This is a genomic window from Blastocatellia bacterium, assembly GCA_035275065.1.
Classification (GTDB): domain Bacteria; phylum Acidobacteriota; class Blastocatellia; order UBA7656; family UBA7656; genus DATENM01.
The window spans coordinates 52309-70705 of sequence record DATENM010000133.1; the positions used below are offsets into that span (position 1 = coordinate 52309).

Here is an 18397-nt window from a genome sequence, read left to right on the forward strand (position 1 = left end):
ATTGCGGGTATACTATCGTTCTACTCACATTATGAAAACTTCGGACTCCACTGTGCCGCGCCTCCTGATTGCTGACGATCAGCCCGACGTGCTCGAAGCCCTCAGGCTGTTGCTCAAGGGCGAAGGCTACAAGATCGAAACCGCCAATGCGCCGGCGCAGATCATCAGCGCCATCGAGGAGCGCGACTATGACGTCGTGCTGATGGATTTGAATTACGCGCGCGACACTACCTCCGGGCAGGAAGGGCTCGACCTTTTGTCGCGCATTCAGAAGGTCGACAGCGACCTGCCGGTGATCGTCATGACGGCCTGGGGCAGCGTTGATGTCGCCGTCGAAGCCATGCGGCGCGGGGCGCGCGATTTCGTGCAAAAGCCCTGGGAAAACGCCCGCGTCTTGAGCATTGTCAAAACCCAGGTTGAGCTGGGCCAGGCGCTTCGCAAAGGCGTGCGGCTCGAAGCCGAAAACCAGTTGCTACGCAATGACCGCAAGCCGCGGATGATCGCTGATTCTGCCGTCATGCAGCCGGTGCTAGACATCATCCAGCGCGTCGGCCCGTCCGACGCTAACGTTTTGATCACCGGCGAAAACGGCACCGGCAAAGGGCTGGTCGCACAGATGCTACACGCCGTCTCGCCGCGCGCCGGCAAGCCTCTGGTGACGGTCAATCTCGGCGGCATCGCCGAAGGCGTCTTCGAGAGCGAGCTTTTCGGCCACATCAAGGGCGCATTCACCGACGCCAAGAATGACCGCGTCGGTCGCTTCGAGCTTGCTGAAGGCGGCACGCTATTCCTTGACGAGATCGCCAACCTGCCCATCAAGCACCAGCCCAAACTGCTGCGCGTGCTTGAGACCGGCGAGTTCGAGCGCGTCGGCTCATCGAAGACGCGCCGCGCCAACGTCCGCATCGTTTCGGCGACCAATGCCAACCTCGATGAAGAGGTGGCGCAGGGGCGCTTCCGCCAGGACTTGCTCTTTCGCCTGAACACGGTCGAAATTCCCCTGCCTCCCTTGCGCGACCGCCGTGAAGACGTGCCGCTGCTGGCCCGGTTTTTCCTCAGCCAGCACGCGCAGCGTTACCGCAAAAACATGGAAGGTTTCAGCGAGGCGGCGATGCAAGCCTTGCTCAGGTACGCGTGGCCGGGCAACGTCCGCGAGATGGATCACGCAATCGAGCGCGCCGTCTTGATGTCGCTGGGGGCGGTCATCGAAGCGCGTGACCTGGGCTTGCAATCCGGCAAAGAGGCGGCCCGCCGGCTTGAAGATATGAGTCTCGAAGAGGTCGAAGGGTTCCTGATTCAACGAACCCTGGCGCAGTGTGATGGCAACGTCAGCCGCGCCGCCGAAAAACTCGGCCTGAGCCGCAGCGCCCTGTACCGCCGTTTGCAGCGCTTCGGCTTGTGATGTGCCTAATGTTGCCCCTGCCGACGCGTACGCCAGTCAAGTCTTATGACGGAGCCGCTCAGCGACAGCCTGATTGACGCCGAATCGCCGGAAGCCACGGCGGCGCAGGCAGCCTCCGTCGTGCAGCACCATCTCGCCGCTGAAATCAAGAAACGTCAGCAATCGCCGGCAGCGCGGGCGACCCGAAACCTGATCGCGGCGCGCAGCCTGCGCCCGCGACTCGACCGGCGATTACTGCTCATGTCGCTGGCCGCGGGGTTCCCCGCGGTGCTGGTGGCGATGCTGCTGCTCTGGTCGGGCGGTTACACGGCGAAAGTGCAGTGGACGTTGACGGTGGTGATCGTCGGCTTCTGGCTGGGGTTTTCGTTCGCGCTCAAAGACCGTGTCGTCTATCCGCTGCAAACCCTGTCAAACCTGCTGGCGGCTCTGCGCGAAGGCGACTTTTCGATCCGCGCTCGCGGCGCTTCGGTTGACGACGCGCTCGGCGAAGCGATGATGGAAGTCAATTCGCTCGGGCAGATTCTTCGCGAGCAGCGGCTCGGCGCCCTCGAAGCGACCGCGTTGCTCAAGACCGTCATGCACGAGATTGACGTCGCGGTATTCGCCTTCGACCACGAACAGCGACTGCGGCTGGTCAATCGCTCCGGCGAACGCTTGCTCGACATGGCGGGCGAGCGAGCGATTGGCCGAAATGCGGAAGAGCTCGGGCTAGCCGAATGTCTGACCGGCGACGAGGTGCGCACCATGCAGATGACCTTCACCGGCGGCGCGGGCCGCTATGACGTGCGCCGCAGCACATTCCGTGAGCGTGGCGTGCCGCACCAGTTGCTGGTGCTTTCCGATCTCAGCCGGGCGTTGCGCGAGGAAGAACGACAGGCATGGCAACGCCTTGTGCGCGTTCTCGGCCATGAGCTAAACAATTCGCTGGCGCCGATCAAATCGATTGCCGGCAGCCTGGAAAGCCTGGTCGCTCGCGAACGCCCGCCCGATGATTGGAAAGAAGATATGCAGCGCGGCCTGAGCGTCATCTCGTCGCGCGCCGCATCGCTCAGCCGCTTCATGGATGCTTACGCGCGGCTTGCTCGTCTGCCATCGCCGAAGTTGCAACCCTTGAGCATCGGCCCTCTAGTCGAGCGCATCGCCAGTCTGGTTACGCGTCTGCACGTCAAGGTGATTGCCGGGCCTGAGATGGTGATTAATGCCGACGGCGATCAGCTCGAACAGTTGTTCATTAACCTGCTGCGCAACGCCGTGGACGCGGCGATGGAGACAGGCGGCGGCGTGCAGATTGGCTGGCGCAGGACGAACGGTAATCTTGAAGTCGCGGTGGCCGACGAAGGCCCCGGCCTGTCGAACACAGCGAATCTCTTTGTGCCCTTCTTCACGACGAAGCCCGGCGGGTCGGGCATCGGCCTTGTCTTGAGCCGGCAGATTGCCGAAGCGCACGGCGGCACGCTGGCGCTCGAAAATCGCCAGGACCGGCGCGGCTGCGTGGCACGCCTGCGGCTGCCGCTTTAAACCCTCGCCTGTTGTATCATCCTAATAATGAGAATCTTCGCGATTGGCGACATGCACCTGGCAGGCGGCACGGACAAAACCATGGATCGCTTCGGCGAGCACTGGCGCGACCACGACCGCAAGATATTCGACGCGTGGGAGCGCTTGGCCCAAGATGATGACCTGCTGTTGATCGCCGGCGACACCAGCTGGGCGATGCGCTTGAATGAAGCCCTGCCTGACCTGGGGCGCATCGGTCGAATGCGCGGGCGCAAGCTCATGATCAAAGGCAACCACGATTACTGGTGGGATTCGCTCGCCAAGCTGCGCCGCGCCGTTGATCCGTCCATCGATTTTCTTCAAGCAAGCGCCATCATCGTCAACCGCGTCGCCATCGCCGGCACGCGCGGCTGGAATTGCCCCGGCGATTCTGTCTTGAGCGAGCAGGATCAAAAGCTGTATGAGCGAGAAGTCGGCCGCCTGCGCGCGGCGCTGCAAAGCTTGATCGGCAGGGCAAATGAGTATGACCGCTTGATCGTCGTCTTGCACTACCCACCAACCAACGACCGCCACGAGCCGAGCGGCTTCACCGAATTGATTGACGAATTCAATGCTGACGCCTGTGTCTACGGCCACCTGCACGGCGAGTTCATCAAAACCGGACTGATCGGCCTCAGGCAGCGAACCTTTTATTATCTGGTCAGCGCCGACGCGGTCTCTTTCACTCCGCTTGAGATTCCAGTGACTCGACAATCGCCGGCGTGATGTCGGTGAGCGATTGGACGCGCGCGGCGATGAATTCGCGCGCCGGGCCGAAGGCGAGCGTCGCCACGGGATTCAGGGTGTGAACCCGCGTCGAGTGGTCTTCGATATTGCCGTGGTCGCTGGTCAGCATCACGGTCTGCCGCGTTAGATCAGCGGTTTCGAGCACGGCGCGCACGAAGCGCGTCAGCCGCGGGATATGCTCGCGCACGAGACGGTAAGCCAGCTCGCGGTCGCGTTCATGGCCGATGCGGTCGGTGATGAAGTGCTCGTAGAGTGTGAAGTCATGCTCGGCGGCGACGCGGGCGAGATTGGCGCCTGCTTGCTCTGGCGTCAGCGGCTCGATTGCGAAGCCGCGCTCGATCAGGAAGTGATTGGTGAAGTCGTGGCTGACGGCGCGGCCCGCCTGCAAATCTTCGATCATTCTCAGTTGCACGCCCGCCGTCATTGCCGCAACCGTCGTCGCCGAAACGAAGCGCGGCAGGTTCTCGAAGTAGCTGCTCGTATAAGCGTTGGCGAAAGTGACCACGCGGCCTCGCGCCATCAGCTTGCGATAGATCGAATGCTCGGCGAGCGCCGCTTTCAGCCGCGGCGAAGGGTAGCCGTGCAGGTGCCGGCCAATCAATTGAGACGCATTCACCCCTGTGAGAATCGTCGTCTGCCCGGTCGCGCTCTGCGGCAATCCTTCAACACCCAATCGCGTATCGGTGGTCGCCATCCGCCCGTCATAGGGCAGGCGCGGCATTTCATCCTCAAAGACTGAAAAGAACTCAGACGCTAACCCGTCGAGCGGATTCTGCGCCCCTCGCCTACCGATACCAACGCCATCAACGAAGATCAGAAGAACGGACATAATGTGAAAGGGGCGAAATAGTGAAAGGGCGAAAAGGGAAAGAGGGAAGGGCGAATTCTGCGTGATTTTCCAGCCTTTTTCGCCGGTTTCCCTTTTGCCTTTTCGCCCTGAGAAGCCGCGTCACTCTTCTTCAGCGACGCGGACGCGGCCTTCTTCAACCGCTTTCTGGACGATCTTCTGGGCGATCTGCGCCGGCACTTCGTCGTAATGGTCAAGCTCCATGACGAACGAGCCGCGCGCGCCGGTAATCGAGTTCAGCGTTGACTGATAGGAGAGCATTTCCGACAGTGGCACCTGCGCTTTGACAACCGACTGCGTGCCCTTCGAATCCATGCCCTGGACGCGCCCGCGCCGCGAGTTGATGTCGCCGAGGATGTCGCCGGAGGCTTCCTGCGGCGCGGTAATCTCGACGTTCATGATCGGCTCTAGCAACACGGGCTTGACCTTCTCGATGGCGGCGCGGAACGCCTTGCGCCCGGCCATCTGGAAAGAGTGGTCGTCGGAGTCAACCGCGTGAAATTTGCCGTCTATTAGCTCGACCCTGAAATCAACCAGCGGGTAGCCGGCAATCGCGCCGCGCGCCGCCGCGTCCTTGATCCCTTTCTCGACCGCGGGCCGCCATTGCTGTGGGATCGAGCCGCCGAAGATCTTGTCAACGAATTCAAAGCCGCCGCCGCGCGGCAAGGATTCAAAGATCACCGTCGCCTCGCCGAACTGACCGCGACCGCCGGTCTGTTTCTTGTGGCGACCAACGATCTCGGCGCGGCCCTTGAAGGTTTCGAGATAGGCGACTTTCGGCGGATTGAGCGTCACCTCGACGCCATAGCGTTTCTTGAGCTTGTTGACCGCGACCTCGATGTGCGTCTGGCCAGAGCCGGCGAGCAGAAACTCTTTGGTCTGCGGGTCGCGGTCGAAGCGCAGCGCCAGGTCTTCTTCGAGCATCTTGTGCAGGGCCTGCGACAGCTTGTCTTCATCGTTGCGCGATTTCGGCTCGATGGCAAAAGCGATGGCCGGCGTCGGCAGCTTGACGGCATCGTAAACGATGGGCGTTCCCTTATCGCAGAAGGTATCGCCGGTCGCCGTCTCTCTGAGCTTGGCGACGGCGACGATATCGCCGGCGTGCGCTTCGGGAATCTTTTCGAGCGCCTTACCTTGTAAAACATGGAGCGGGCCGAGGCGCTCCTGGGTGTTCTTGGTGCAGTTGTAAACCGTCGCGTCGGCTTTGACCAAGCCGGAAAAAACTTTGAAGACGGTGATGCGACCGGCGAACGGGTCAGCGACCGTTTTGAAGACGAAAGCCGAGAACGGCGCGGCATCGCTCACCTCGCGCTCGCTCTCCTCTTCGCTGTCGGCGCTGGCGCGGCCCTTGACTTTGCCGAGCTCGTCGGGCGCGGGCACGAGCTCGACGATTTCGTTCAGCAACGACTGGACGCCGATGTTGGCGACGCCACTGGCGATGAAGATCGGGAAGAGGCGGCGCTCGCAGACCGCCTGCTTGATGCCGGGAATCAACTCGTCGTCGCTCAGGGTGCCTTCGGCGAAGTATTTCTCCATCAACTCTTCAGAGGTTTCGGCGACCACGTCAATGATGCGCTCGCGGGCCGCGGTGGCGGCCGCTTGCAGATCAGCCGGGATGTCGCCCTCTTTCGACTTGCCGCTGCCGTCCTTTTCGAAGGTATAAGCGCGCATATGAACCAGATCTATGACACCTTGGAACTGGCTCTCAGAGCCAATGGGGAGTTGCAACGGCACGGCGGCGCGCCCGAAGGCGTCGGTGATCGAATTGACCGCCGCTTCAAAGTTGGCACGCTCCTTGTCGAGTTTGGAGACCACGAGCAGACGCGGCAGGTCGAACTCTTCGGCAAAACTCCAGCCTTTTTCGGTCTGCACTTCGACGCCGCTGATGCCATCAACGACGACGAGCGCGGCGTCGGCGGCGCGCAGCGCCGTCTTGGCGTCGAGGATGAACGCCGCAAAGCCGGGCGTGTCGATCAGGTTGATTTTCGTGCCGTTCCAATCAAGATAGGCAAGGGCGCTATGGATCGAGGTCTTGCGGGCCACCTCGTCTTCGTCGTAATCGGTGACGGTGCTGCCTTCGTCAACACGGCCAAAGCGGGGCGTCGCGCCGGCGTCAAACAGCATCGCCGAAACCAGTGACGTCTTACCCGCATGGCCGTGACCTACAATGCCAACGTTGCGAATCTCCTTGGTGCCATAAACCTTCATGGGGTTGATCTCCTTTCGATGACGGTAGCAAGAAGTTAAGAGCAGGGAAGGGTGAGAATGGCTAAAGCTGCGGCCCTTTCCCGGTCATGGAGTTTATGACCGACAGCGGCTGAGGCGCAAGGGAAGTAGGCAGTAGGCAGTTGTCAGTTACCAGGTCCCGTAGGGACGCCCATGTTTATAGTCGAGACGTTCAATAAAGACGAAGCTCCGTAGGAGCGCGATGTCGACATCGCGCTCCTACGGAGCTTGCCGGTCAAACCAACTCGATAACTATATACATGGCGTCCCTACGGGACTGAGAACGGCCTGCGGCTTTCCGCTTCCTGCTATCTGCCTCCTGCCTCCTGGGCTAGAGGGGCTGGAAGCTGCGCGCCACCTGATCGCTCAGATTGCGGTTGCGGTCGAGCACGCCGCGCTTGCCGATAAACCGCAGGACGAAGACCGTGTTCTTGTCTTGCAGGAAATAGGTCGTATGCGCGAGCTGGCGCGGCCCTTCGGTGGTGTAGAACGACAGCCGCATGCCGCTCAAGATGCCGCCGCCGAATGTCTCGCTGGCGGCGCGCTCGAAACCGGCGCGATAGCTGCGCTGGTTCTCTTCTTCGGCCTGCACCATGTTGGCCAGCGCACCTTCGAGCGGCTGCGAGGAGATTTTCAGCAAGCCTTCGGCGCGGTCGCGGAAAACGAATTCAGTCTTTGCGCGGCCCACCGCGTCGTTATAGTTGACCGCACGCCAGTCGCCATAAAGCGACAGCTTGTAGCCACCGGCTTTGTCTTCGTACGCCCGCCCGTCTTGCGCGGAAGCGGCAACGGCACACGTGCTGATGATGAATGCGGCCATAAACCACAGACCAATGCTCTTCATCTTTCCTCCACTCGCTTTCGGGTTACGCTGGGAACGTTAACGAGTCCTGCTCAGATTTTACAGGCGGTTGCCCCGCCTTTCAACGTATCGGGCCAAGTATCGAGCGCTGGATTTCGATGAGCCGATCTATGCCGTGGGTTGCAAGCTCGGTCATCGCGTCCATCTGCTCTTTGCTGAACGGCTTGGTTTCTGCCGTCCCCTGAATTTCTATGAACTGGCCGGAGCCTGTGCGGACGATGTTCATGTCAACTTCGGCGCGCGAGTCTTCGCTGTAATCGAGATCAAGCATCGCATTGCCGCCGATCATGCCGACCGAGATGGCGGCGACATAGTCGGTTATCGGCAGCGGCGAAGCGACCTTGCCTTCGTTGTAGAGCTTGCGCAGGGCCAGCACCAGCGCCACAAACCCGCCGGTGATCGAAGCCGTACGCGTGCCGCCGTCGGCTTGAATCACGTCGCAGTCAACATAGATTGTCCGCTCGCCCATGCGGTTAAACTGGCAGACGGCGCGCAGCGAGCGCCCGATCAACCGCTGAATCTCCTGCGTGCGCCCCGACAGCGATTTGCCGCCGGTCTCGCGCTGGGTGCGCGATTCGGTGGCGCGCGGCAACATCGAATACTCCGATGTCACCCAGCCTTCATTGCGCCCGCGCTTGAAGATCGGCACGCGCTCGTCAATCGACGCCGTGCAGATGACTCGCGTTTCGCCCATCTCGATCAACACAGAGCCTTCGGCGTACTTCGTATAACCGGGCGTGATCCGCACTTCCCTGAGTTGATCGTAAGCGCGGCCCGCCGCTCTCTTATATGCCATTAGATCGTCCCCAATTCCACAGTCTCGACCGCTTCCAACGGTCGCCCTAAGAATAACTCGGCGACGCGGCGAAAGCGAATCGCCGCGTCGGTCACATAAAAACGGCTGGTGCGCGGCGCGCTGCTCTGGCGCAGCAGGCCGCCCGATTCGAGCAGGTGCGCGACTTCGTCGGCGACCGCTTCGCCGGAATCGATGAAGGCGATATGATCGCCCATCACTTCATCGATCAGCGGGCGCAGGATCGGATAATGCGTGCAGCCGAGGACCAGCGTGTCAACGCGGCTGGCGCGCATCTCGGTCAGGTATTCTTCGGCGACCTGACGCGTCACGGGGTGGTCGAGCCAGCCCTCTTCGGCAAGCGGCACGAACAGCGGGCAGGCCCGCGAGATCACTTCCAACCGCGGGTTGAGCGCCAGCATCGCCCGTTCATAAGCGCCGCTTGCCACCGTCCCTTCGGTGGCGATAACGCCGACATAACCGCTACGGGTCGCTGCGACGGCGCGGCGCGCCCCCGGGCCGATGACGCCGAGCACCGGCACGTCCAGGGTTTCGCGCAGGCGGTTCGCCGCCATTGCCGATGCCGTATTGCAGGCAACGACGATGGCTTTGACGTTTTTTGAGCGGATGAAGCCGGCGTCTTCGGTAGCGTAACGTTCGACGGTCTGCACAGACCGTGTCCCGTAAGGCACGCGCGCCGTGTCGCCGAGATAGATCAAGCTCTCATTGGGCAGCCGGCGTTCGAGGGCGCGAAAGACCGTGAGCCCGCCGACCCCCGAGTCAAAGATGCCGATGGGCGAATCAGCGCGGATTGCGGATTGCGGATTGCGGATTGCGGATTGCGGATTTTCGGATGAGAGATCGGAAGGCATAGGTCGAACTTCAAATCAGGTTACGAGCTGTCGAGCCAGAAAAAGAAGACGGCGTGGTTCTCAAATCCGCGTTCCGCATACCGCGACCGTCAGTGGCCGCGCGAATGGCGGCCTTTGCGGTCGGTGAGAATCGCCGAGAGCTGTTCCATCTCTTCTTCGGCCTCGTCGAGCGTGTCGCCGAGGCTGTCGGCCTCGAAGACCAGGTTGACGCTTTCGCGCGAGTTGACGGTTATCTCAACCCCGAGGTCGCGAATTTCAGCTTCCAGAGCGCGCAACTCGGCCATCGCGGTGACGACGCCGGCGATGTGCTCGCACAGCAGGTCAACACTGGCGCGCATGTTGGTGGTGCGGTTGCCGGCATTGAGCAGCGTTGAGCGCAAGCTTTCGACGCGCCTCAACAGCGCGGCGCGGCTCGATTCAAGCTCGTCTATCTCGTGCGACAGTTCAGCGAGTCTGAGGGCAGTGGCTTCGGCGGCGCGAGGGTCATTCATCAGTTGATCTTCTCACTTCAAAAAAAGACAGGCGAACCGTCGGCCAGCATTGCCGCTCGCGTTCGCCCTATCGGTTGCAGCTTTACGTCCTTCACAATTCGCAATGGAGGTGACCGGAATTGAACCGGTGTCCAAAGGTCGTCAGCGAGAGAATCTACATACGTAGTTGCTTCATCTTTGTTTCGCCCGCGGCGACCGTTGAAGCAACGAAGCATCGTCGCAGGCTAGCCCAGATTGGTCTTTCCCGCCGAACCCCTGAGCCGAGGTTCATTGGGGCAGCCTGCTAAAGTGACGTCTCAGACCGAAACACAGGCGATCTCGGCAGAAACGTGGCTGCATTAAGCAGCCAAAGCAAGTTCGCTATTCGCGAGTGTGTTTTCCACGCTTTTAACGCGGTGCATGGGCCGCGGTATGCATCTGTCGCCTCGGAGTCCCCTGTCGAAACCTGGCACCCCCTGACACCTTTAAGTGTACCATCCACATTCCGCGAAAGTCAATCGCGCGCAGATTTTGCGCTAGTTTAGGCGGCGCATCGGCACGGCTATTTTGCCGCTTCCGGCGTGAGCGTTTTGGCGCGCTGCAAGGCTTCATTATAGCGCGCCAGATAGGCCGAAAACTCGTCGGCAGAGGTCGGGAACAGGCCGTACCAGGAGAGGTCGAAGCGGTCGGTCATCTCGCGCACCGGCGGCACGAGCGGCGCATAGGTCGCCAGCCGCGCCAGGTATTCGTGATTCGTCGCGCTCTCTTCGATCTCAATCAGGTTGCGCTCGTTCAGCTCATAAAGCAGCGAGATGTAGAGCTTGCGCACGGCAACCCGGAAATCACCGGCGCGCGCCGCCGCCATCGCCGCATCGAACAGGTCGGTGGGTGTCGTGCCGGCTTCGATCTCCTCGCCAAGCACCGTCCGCTTGCGCGCCTTTTTCCGCCGCGGCTTGATCTGCATCGCGATGCGAATGCCGAAGTAGAGGAACGCCCCAAGCGCGGCGATCACGACAATCTTCGAGATCAAGCTGCCCTGCGCGCCGGAGCCGAAAACTTTGCCGAGCATGCGCCAGAAGGCTTCCCATATTTCCGCCAGGAAGGTCATGACCTTGGTTTTGACCTTCCTGATAAAAGCCGATAGGCGGCTCTCTTCCTTCTCGTGGTATTCGGGGCGGTTGAGAATATCGCGCAGCCGGGCGCGCGCCTGCTGACCGCCGCTCGCATCGGGCGTAGTTTCAGCGGCGCGGATCAAGGCGGCATCGAGTGCTGCTAACTGATCGCCGATGTCGCCAAGCCTGGTGGTTTTATTTTGCGGATTGGCCTCCACCTGGTAAGCGTCAAGCGCGGTGTGCAGCCAGGCGTTATCTACCGGGAGCCGTTTGCCTTCATGTTCGATCTGCTCGCGGCGCGGCAGGAGTTCCTTGATATGCTCGACGCCGGGCATTTCGTAATCGGCGTCACTCTTGATGCGAGCGACCTGCTCGACAGCGCGGGCGACGCGGTTCTCGTATTTGAGCAAGGTCTCTGCCGCGGTGGCCGATGCGACGCTGCCGATGAACAATAGGATGAGCGCGGCTCGTTTCATGTTGATCAGGTCATTGAGGCCCGCGAGGCGGCGGCACTGCCGCGCCGCAGCGGCTACAGAATCGCGACCCCGACTCCAGGTGGTTCCCGCACGCCGCGCACCACGCGGGCGGCGCAGGCGGCGGCATTTGCTGATTGGTGTCGTTCGAGCGAGCGACTGGCCGATCTTCGTTGACCGAGTGCGCCGCTTCTTCAAATCGTGTGCGCAACTCATCGCCGAGCGCAACCGGCGGTTCGACTGCCACCGGCGGCGCGGGTGGCGCAGATGCCATTGGTGGCGCAGTTTGCGGCGCGGGCGGCGGAGGTTGTGGCGCGGGCGAGTAATAGCCGCCGAGACCGAGCGGGCTGGTCTGCACATATTCGCGCGGCGGGTAATACCCGGCAAAGACCGGCGGCGGCGCGTGCCACACATAGCCCGGCGCGACCTCGCGCGCCAGCAGCTCAATGTCGTATGCCTCTTTGCGCACACGACTGTCGAAGTAGAGCAGCGTGAACGACACGATCCAGATGGGCAGCGACAGCATGCGCGCGATGTCGTTGAACGAGGTGTAGAGAATATTCCACAAAGGGTCCGTCAGCGATGCGCCTTGCAGGAAGCCGGTCAGGTAAAGAATCACCCCGGCAGTGATGCTCATCGCGCCCATCAGCGACAGCGAGATGAAATAGGTGAACAGCACAATGCCGAGCACGCGGTGCCAGTTGCCCTTGCCGAGCTTAACGGCGCGCCCGAGCGCCGAGCCCACCGTTTCGCCTTCGATCATCAAGACCTGAGGCATAAAGACGATCCGCGCCAGGATGAACGAGATTGCAAACAGCGCGGCGGCAATGGCCAGCAAGATGACAATCACCATCAACAGAATGATCACCCACTGCGGCAGGTGCATGGACGCAATCAAGCCGCCGGCAAGGCCGATGACCAGCGCCAGCGCAATCACGACAAAGACCAGCACCATGTAGACGCCGAACATCAACGCCATGATCAGCAGGCCGAGGGCGATGATCTGCCCGATCTTGCCGCGCACCGCCGCGAAACAGCGGCGAAAGGTAATCGGCTCGCCCATCATCAAGTTATCGCCGACGACGCGCGACATGCCGCACACCGTCAACAGCAGGATCAACCCCCACACAGGCATACCCGCCATGCCGACCAGCATCATCAGCATCGCGTCGGCTGGCACACGGCCCGGCGCTGCGGTGTTCAGCACTACATTCGAATAGCCGTACCAGAAGATCAACGAGATGACATAGCCGATCAACGTCGGCAATGCGACGATGGCGATCAGCGACGTGAAGTTGCGGCGATAGAGGCGTACCGAGCGGTCTATCACGTCGCCCGTTGACATTGGCTCAAGGATAGTGAACTTCATAAGGTCGAGGACGATTATAACACGCAGCGACCGAATCTGAATTCATCTGAGGGAGTGCGATAAGGTTTGACCGCAGAGGTCGCAGAGGACGCAAAGGATTTCTTCACCTCTGCGTTCCTTTGCGTCCTCTGCGGTTAATCTATGTTTCATTCAACGACCAGCGCGGGCCGCCTGTGCCGGTGCCGAGCGGCGCAGCACTTTCGTCGCCGTGACGTGCTTCAGCAGTTCCGGCTTGTCCATGAAGAATGACGGATAAGCCTTGCTCTTGCTAAAGAGCTTTTCGGCCTGGTCGTCCCAGTGGCCGCTCTCTTTATGGTCGCTCTCGCCGAGCGGGATGATGGCGTAAGACTTCGGCGGGTTCGACATCACGACGATCTGCGTCGAGGTTTGGCCGCCGACGCCGACCATCTCTTTGCCGACCGGCCTGAACGAGATGGCGCGCGGCGTCGCCATCGCCACATTATTCGGGCCGCCGTTGAGCGAGCCGCCGCCGACCGGCCATGTCTTCGCGCCACCCTCGCGCCCGACGCGGAAGTATTGTCCATAGGCGGCGTGGGTCGTGCCGACATTCTCTTTGAGCCACTTGGCGGCGTTGTTCACCGCGTCAATCAACTGCGCGTCGGTGACGCTATCGGGCGGGTCATATTGCTTGGCCACGTCCGCAGGCAGACTTTTCTTAAAAGCGTAAAAAGCCAGCGCGCCTTCCGAGTCGGCATCCGAGCGGCGATTCCATTTCAATATCGAGTCAGAGACGGACATGGCGTCCGCAGAGAGCGCCGTCTTTGCCGGGCTTTCAATGGCTTTCTTCAAGCGCGCCTGCCACATCTCTGCGTGATACACCGTCGGGTTGAAGGCGATGTCTATCGCCTGTTCGAGCGTCACCTTGTTAGCGGCGTCGAGCAGATCGGTCATCATCTCGGCGCGCTGGTGGCGCGGCATCTTGCAGTCGGCGTTGTAAAGGTAAGGGTGCGCCGCATACTTGTCGGGCGTCAGCGGGCTGTTCTTCATCATCGCGCACGGCGTGACGTTGCAATTATGCATGTAGCCCGTAGGCGGGTTGGTGATTTGCACAAGATCACTGAACGGGTGCAGGCCCTGCCATTCGTTTGCCGACGAGTTGCCGGGAATCGGCTTGCCGGGATCCGTGCCTTTGGCGCGCACCGGCACGCGCCCGTTGCGGACATAGTAAATGTCGCCCTGCACCGTCCCGACCATGACGTTCTGCGCCATCAATTGCAGATGCCCCATCGCTTGCTTCATCTGGTCGAGGTTGCGCGCTGACATCATCTCGTAGGCTTGATCGGTGAGCCCGACCTCTTCGGCGTAAGGTATCGCCATCGCGTAGGCTTTGCCGTTCTTGTGCGCGACGATGGGGCCGTGATGCGTGTATTCGATCTCGATCTCTTTGTCGGCCACCTTGTCGCCGTCTTTCACGCGGATCTTTTCTTTGCGCACCGTCATGTCGCGCCACTGGCCGTCATAGCGGTACTGGCGCGGGTTGGCCGGGTTCAACTCTTCCTCAAAGATGTCCGAGGTGTCCGGCCCGCCCGTCGTCATCGCCACCGAGCAGTAGCGGCTGTGGCCGAGGCTCGGCAGCGGCACGCCGAGGATGGAGACGCCGCTGACGTTGTAATCGCCGGCATAGATGCGCACCTGATAGAAGCGGAACTCGCCGTACCAGCTCAGGTGCGGATCGATCACCGCAATCGGCGCATTCATTGCCGTGCGCGAAGGCGCAATCAACATCTCATTCGATCCCCGGTACGCCATCGGGTCGGGCTGGATGCCCGCGCGAATTAAATCGCCGCCGGCTTCGCCAATCGGCCAGCCAAAGATGATATAGCGGCCGAGCGCGATGACATCCCACGGATGAATCTCCTGCGCCCACGACGGCACCTGTTCGGGATGCTCTTTCATAAAGGCGCGGATGCCGTCTTGATACGACTCGATGCAAGCGCGCATCTTCGGGCTGACCTGATTGTAGCGCTCGCGGCTGACGGCCTCGTGCCGCATGAGTCGCTGCATCAAGTCCTGGCGGTAAGCCTCCGGCCCGAACACTTCAGCCATCGTGCCGTTGGCGCGACGATAATTCTTGAGCAGTTCTTCCAGCCGGTCTTCGGCCTGCGCATAGCCGATGGCATAGCAAGCCGATTCCAGTGTCGGCGCGAACACATGCGGAATACCGAATTCATCGCGATAAATGGTCGCCTCATCCCTGGCGGCGGTCTTGGGTAGCGACGGCGCGCCGAGCGGCATCACTAGCGCGACGAAGACAACGGCAAGCAGCGTTCGTTTCATCATCCTGGGCCTCCGATTGATCGTTGATTGGTGCTGCGAGTTTAAGGCAAAGGCCGAATGTTTGTCCACGTCAGGGCCACGTTGCAAAAGTCAGCGCTTTGGTAGAGAATAACGCCGCTCTTGTTCTCAATAATCCACACGGAAGGGAATAGCTATGGCGGCGAGCGACAAGATACAGGTGACGCTCGAAGGCGGCATCAAGCGCATCACCATCAACCGGCCAGAGCGCCGTAACGCCGTTGATACCGAAACCATCGAGCTGCTGCACGAAGCGATTCAACGCTCTGCCGAAGATGATAGCCGCGTCCTTATCCTGACCGGCGCCGGCGATGCTTTCTGCGCCGGCGCCGACCTGCAAATCTCTGACGGGCGCGACATCCGCAACGTCGATGTGACCGCGTCGCTGCGCGAGCATACCAACCCGACCATCATCGCCATGCGCAAGCTGGCCAAGCCCATCATTGCGCGAGTTCACGGCCACGCGGTCGGGGTGGGGTGCAACTACGCGCTCGCCTGTGACCTGCTGATCGCTTCGGAACAGGCCAAATTCGCCCAGATTTTCGTGAAAATCGGCCTGATGCCCGATGGCGGCTCGACCTACTTTCTGCCGCGCCTTGTCGGCTATCACAAAGCCTTCGAGCTGATGGCGACCGGCGACATCATCAGCGCGCGCGAGGCCATGAGCCTCGGCCTGGTCAACCGCGTCGTGGCTTATGAAGAGCTGGACGCCACGGTGGATGCGATGGCCACGCGCCTGGCCGCTTCGCCTGGGATCGCGCTGGCGAAGATCAAGGCGGGCCTCAATCACGGCGAGACCGGCGACCTGGCGTCGGCGCTGGATTTCGAGGCGGTGAATCAAGCGGCCTGTTTCGGCTCGGAAGATTTTCGCGAAGGCGTCGCGGCCTTCCTCGAAAAACGCAAGGCGGACTTCAAGGGTAAGTAATCGGGATGTGGTCACGACGTTTGCAAGGGCTGGTCGCCGCGTTGAGCTTTGCTTTGATCGCCGCGCTCTGCTCTGTCCGCGCCTTCGAGGCGCAGGAAAAGCGCGCCGCGGTGGACGCCGAAAAGATCTTCATGCACGAATGTAAAGACTGTCACGGCGAAGACGGGCGCGGACGGATGCATGGCCAGCCCGACTTCACCAACTCGAAGTGGCAGGCAAACGTCACCGACGAACTGATGTTCAAGACGATCAAATTCGGCAGAGAGCCGATGCCGTTTTATGTCGGCGCGCTGAGCGACGACGAGATCAACGCGCTCGTCCGTTACATCCGCTCGCTTGCGGCAGCCAGGCCGCCGACTGAATCACAGACCCGTGCGTCATTGTCATCGGTGAACACCTGCGTCTCTTGCCATCAACAGAGCGGTGACGGCAGCGTGGCGCTCTTTAGTCAGAGCGTTCATTCGCGCAACGCCATCACCTGCGTTGCCTGTCACGGCGGCGATTACAAAGCCCGCGACAAAGCGGCGGCGCACGCTGTGAACTTTATCGGCAAGCCGTCAGCGGTCGAACAGTTGAAAATCTGCGGCGCATGTCACGAGCAGCCGGCCGCGGAGTTTAAGAGCAGCCTGCACTTCCCGAAAAACTTCGAGGTGCCGCGCCTGTCGTGCGGCGATTGTCACGGCGCGCACTCGGTCGGGTCGGCAGCGCGGGCACGCGACTTCAGCTTCGCGGTCTTTTGCACGAACTGTCACGGGCTGGAGTATCTGCCGGAACTGCCGGCGGCGTTTCGCGGCCTCTTGCAGGTCGCCGACGACGAGAACCGCGCGCTGGCGCGCTACCGCGCCTGGGGCCGCGAGCCGTCGGGCGAACTACTCGACCGTCGCCGCGAGGTTCGCCGCCGTATCGGTGGTCTGATTCACAAAACCGATTTGCAGCGCGGCGTCGAGCAGGCGCCGGAAATCATGAAACTCCACGAGAGCTTCAAGAGCTTGAGTAACACCCCGCATCAATAAAGCGGGGCGGAGGTAGAGTGGCCGGAGCCAGCCGGCATAATTCTTTCCGACCGAAGGCAAAGCATGTCGATAAGGAACAAAGCGAGCTTCGCGTTATGGGTGCTGTTCGGCATCAACCTGATGAACTTTTTCGACCGCCAGCTTCTCGGCGCGGTCGGCGAGACCTTGCGCAACGAGTGGCAACTGAGCGATACGGCGCTCGGCACCCTGGGCACCGCCTTCACGCTGCTCTATGCCGCCGTCGGCCTGCCGCTGGGCCGGTTGACCGACCGCTTTACGCGCACCTGGATTATGTCGGCAGGCGTCTTCGTCTGGAGCCTGTTCACGGCAGTTTCGGGCCTGGCGCAGAACTACACGCAGATGTTCGCCATGCGGCTCGGCGTCGGCGTCGGCGAAGCGAGCTGCGCGCCGGCGGGCGCATCGCTGATCGGCGACCTGTTCCCGGCCTCCAGGCGTGGCAAGGCGCTGGCAATCTTCATGCTCGGCCTGCCCTTCGGCGTCGCGGCGGGCTTTGCCGTCGGCGGCTGGGTGACCAAGTACTGGGGCTGGCGACCATCTTTCTACATCGCTGCGATACCCGGAATCATTTTTGCCGGGCTCGCTTTGTTGATTAAAGAGCCGCGGCGCGGCGCGTCGGAAACCCATGCGATCAGCGGCGCCAAGCGCGAAGGCTCGCCCTTTCTGCTGGTGCTATCGATCCCGACGATGTGGTGGATTATTCTGTCGGGGGCGCTGCACAACTTCAACATGTACGCCGTCGGCTCATTCATTTCGCCCTTCTTGCAGCGCGTCTATCATTTGGACGCGCTGAATGCGGGCATGATCTCGATGCTGACGTATGGGCTTTCAGGCGTGCCGGGATTGATCCTCGGCGGCATTGCCGGCGACGCGATCATGCGACGGCGAGCGAATGGCCGGCTGCTGGTCGGCGCGATTTGCGTGTTGTTAGCCGTGCCGCTGGTCTACCTTGCCCTGACCCGGCCCGCCGGCGCGACGGTGAGCTTCACGGTGCTGCTGTTCATCGGCTGGGCGTTGATGTATGTCTATTACGCGACGGTCTATTCGACGATTCAAGATGTCATCGAGCCGTCGCTGCGCGGCACGGCAATGGCGCTCTACTTTTTTGCGATGTATGTCCTCGGCGCATCGCTCGGCCCTGTTGGCATGGGCTATCTGAGTAGCCACTACACGATGAAAGCGGCGCAGGCGGCAGGCGTGACCGAAACGACGTTTGAGGCCCTGCGCCCGTTTGCCCCGCAAGGCTTACACTCGGCGCTATTCATCATTCCGCTGCTCGGCCTGTTGCTGGCGATTGTCTTGTTTGCCGGCTCGCGCACGGTGACTAAGGACATGGAGCGTTTGCAGCGCTGGATGCGTGACGCCTCAGGCTCGACACCGCTGGCGGAAGCGGCGAAGGCCGAAGCCGCGAAGTGA

Annotated in this window: 15 protein-coding genes and 1 other RNA gene; 6 read left to right on the top strand and 10 right to left on the bottom strand. The window is 61.4% G+C overall.

What is annotated here, in order from left to right:
- Positions 1 to 31: 31 nt before the first annotated feature.
- Genes VJ464_24840 through VJ464_24850 form a run of 3 tightly spaced genes read left to right on the top strand, consistent with a single transcriptional unit; the run spans position 32 to position 3664 of the window.
- Positions 32 to 1402 (top strand): sigma-54 dependent transcriptional regulator, encoded by a 1371-nt coding sequence (locus VJ464_24840; protein HKQ08371.1) that lies wholly within the window; start codon positions 32 to 34, stop codon positions 1400 to 1402.
- A 45-nt stretch (positions 1403 to 1447) separates the two neighbouring features.
- On the top strand, positions 1448 to 2920 hold the full coding sequence (locus tag VJ464_24845; GenBank protein ID HKQ08372.1) for an ATP-binding protein: 1473 nt from the start codon (positions 1448 to 1450) through the stop codon (positions 2918 to 2920).
- Between the two features lie 27 nt (positions 2921 to 2947).
- Positions 2948 to 3664, top strand: coding sequence for a metallophosphoesterase (locus VJ464_24850; GenBank protein ID HKQ08373.1), 717 nt, complete (start codon positions 2948 to 2950; stop codon positions 3662 to 3664).
- On the opposite strand, the gene VJ464_24855 is transcribed toward VJ464_24850, so the two are convergent.
- The 10 genes from VJ464_24855 to VJ464_24900 form a co-directional block, all read right to left on the bottom strand.
- The gene (locus VJ464_24855; protein HKQ08374.1) at positions 3621 to 4406 is read right to left on the bottom strand and encodes a peptidase; all 786 of its coding nucleotides are present in this window, start codon (positions 4404 to 4406) and stop codon (positions 3621 to 3623) included. The two genes, VJ464_24850 and VJ464_24855, sit on opposite strands and share 44 nt — an antisense overlap.
- A 228-nt stretch (positions 4407 to 4634) precedes the next feature.
- The gene (gene fusA / locus VJ464_24860; protein HKQ08375.1) at positions 4635 to 6740 is read right to left on the bottom strand and encodes an elongation factor G; all 2106 of its coding nucleotides are present in this window, start codon (positions 6738 to 6740) and stop codon (positions 4635 to 4637) included.
- Between the two features lie 349 nt (positions 6741 to 7089).
- Positions 7090 to 7602 (bottom strand): hypothetical protein, encoded by a 513-nt coding sequence (locus VJ464_24865; GenBank protein HKQ08376.1) that lies wholly within the window; start codon positions 7600 to 7602, stop codon positions 7090 to 7092.
- A gap of 79 nt (positions 7603 to 7681) precedes the next feature.
- Complete coding sequence (gene rph, locus VJ464_24870) at positions 7682 to 8416, bottom strand: ribonuclease PH (protein HKQ08377.1); 735 nt, start codon at positions 8414 to 8416, stop codon at positions 7682 to 7684.
- Positions 8416 to 9285, bottom strand: coding sequence for a glutamate racemase (gene murI / locus VJ464_24875; protein HKQ08378.1), 870 nt, complete (start codon positions 9283 to 9285; stop codon positions 8416 to 8418). Before murI ends, rph begins: the two co-directional genes overlap by 1 nt.
- Positions 9286 to 9374: 89 nt before the next feature.
- On the bottom strand, positions 9375 to 9776 hold the full coding sequence (locus VJ464_24880) for a hypothetical protein (protein ID HKQ08379.1): 402 nt from the start codon (positions 9774 to 9776) through the stop codon (positions 9375 to 9377).
- 101 nt (positions 9777 to 9877) lie between these two features.
- Positions 9878 to 10232, bottom strand: a transfer-messenger RNA (tmRNA) gene (ssrA, locus tag VJ464_24885).
- Between the two features lie 85 nt (positions 10233 to 10317).
- Positions 10318 to 11343 (bottom strand): DUF4129 domain-containing protein, encoded by a 1026-nt coding sequence (locus VJ464_24890; GenBank protein ID HKQ08380.1) that lies wholly within the window; start codon positions 11341 to 11343, stop codon positions 10318 to 10320.
- 10 nt (positions 11344 to 11353) lie between these two features.
- Complete coding sequence (locus tag VJ464_24895) at positions 11354 to 12685, bottom strand: hypothetical protein (protein HKQ08381.1); 1332 nt, start codon at positions 12683 to 12685, stop codon at positions 11354 to 11356.
- Between the two features lie 174 nt (positions 12686 to 12859).
- The gene (locus VJ464_24900) at positions 12860 to 15010 is read right to left on the bottom strand and encodes a penicillin acylase family protein (protein HKQ08382.1); all 2151 of its coding nucleotides are present in this window, start codon (positions 15008 to 15010) and stop codon (positions 12860 to 12862) included.
- Between the two features lie 151 nt (positions 15011 to 15161).
- Between VJ464_24900 and VJ464_24905 the strand changes: the two genes are divergently transcribed.
- The 3 genes from VJ464_24905 to VJ464_24915 all read left to right on the top strand — a co-directional run bounded on the left by VJ464_24905 (position 15162) and on the right by VJ464_24915 (position 18397).
- Positions 15162 to 15950: an enoyl-CoA hydratase gene (locus tag VJ464_24905; GenBank protein ID HKQ08383.1), complete on the top strand. Its 789-nt coding sequence runs from the start codon at positions 15162 to 15164 to the stop codon at positions 15948 to 15950.
- 5 nt (positions 15951 to 15955) lie between these two features.
- Positions 15956 to 16963 carry a c-type cytochrome gene (locus VJ464_24910; GenBank protein ID HKQ08384.1) on the top strand — a complete coding sequence of 336 codons (1008 nt, stop codon included), beginning with the start codon at positions 15956 to 15958 and terminating at the stop codon, positions 16961 to 16963.
- Between the two features lie 63 nt (positions 16964 to 17026).
- Complete coding sequence (locus VJ464_24915; protein HKQ08385.1) at positions 17027 to 18397, top strand: MFS transporter; 1371 nt, start codon at positions 17027 to 17029, stop codon at positions 18395 to 18397.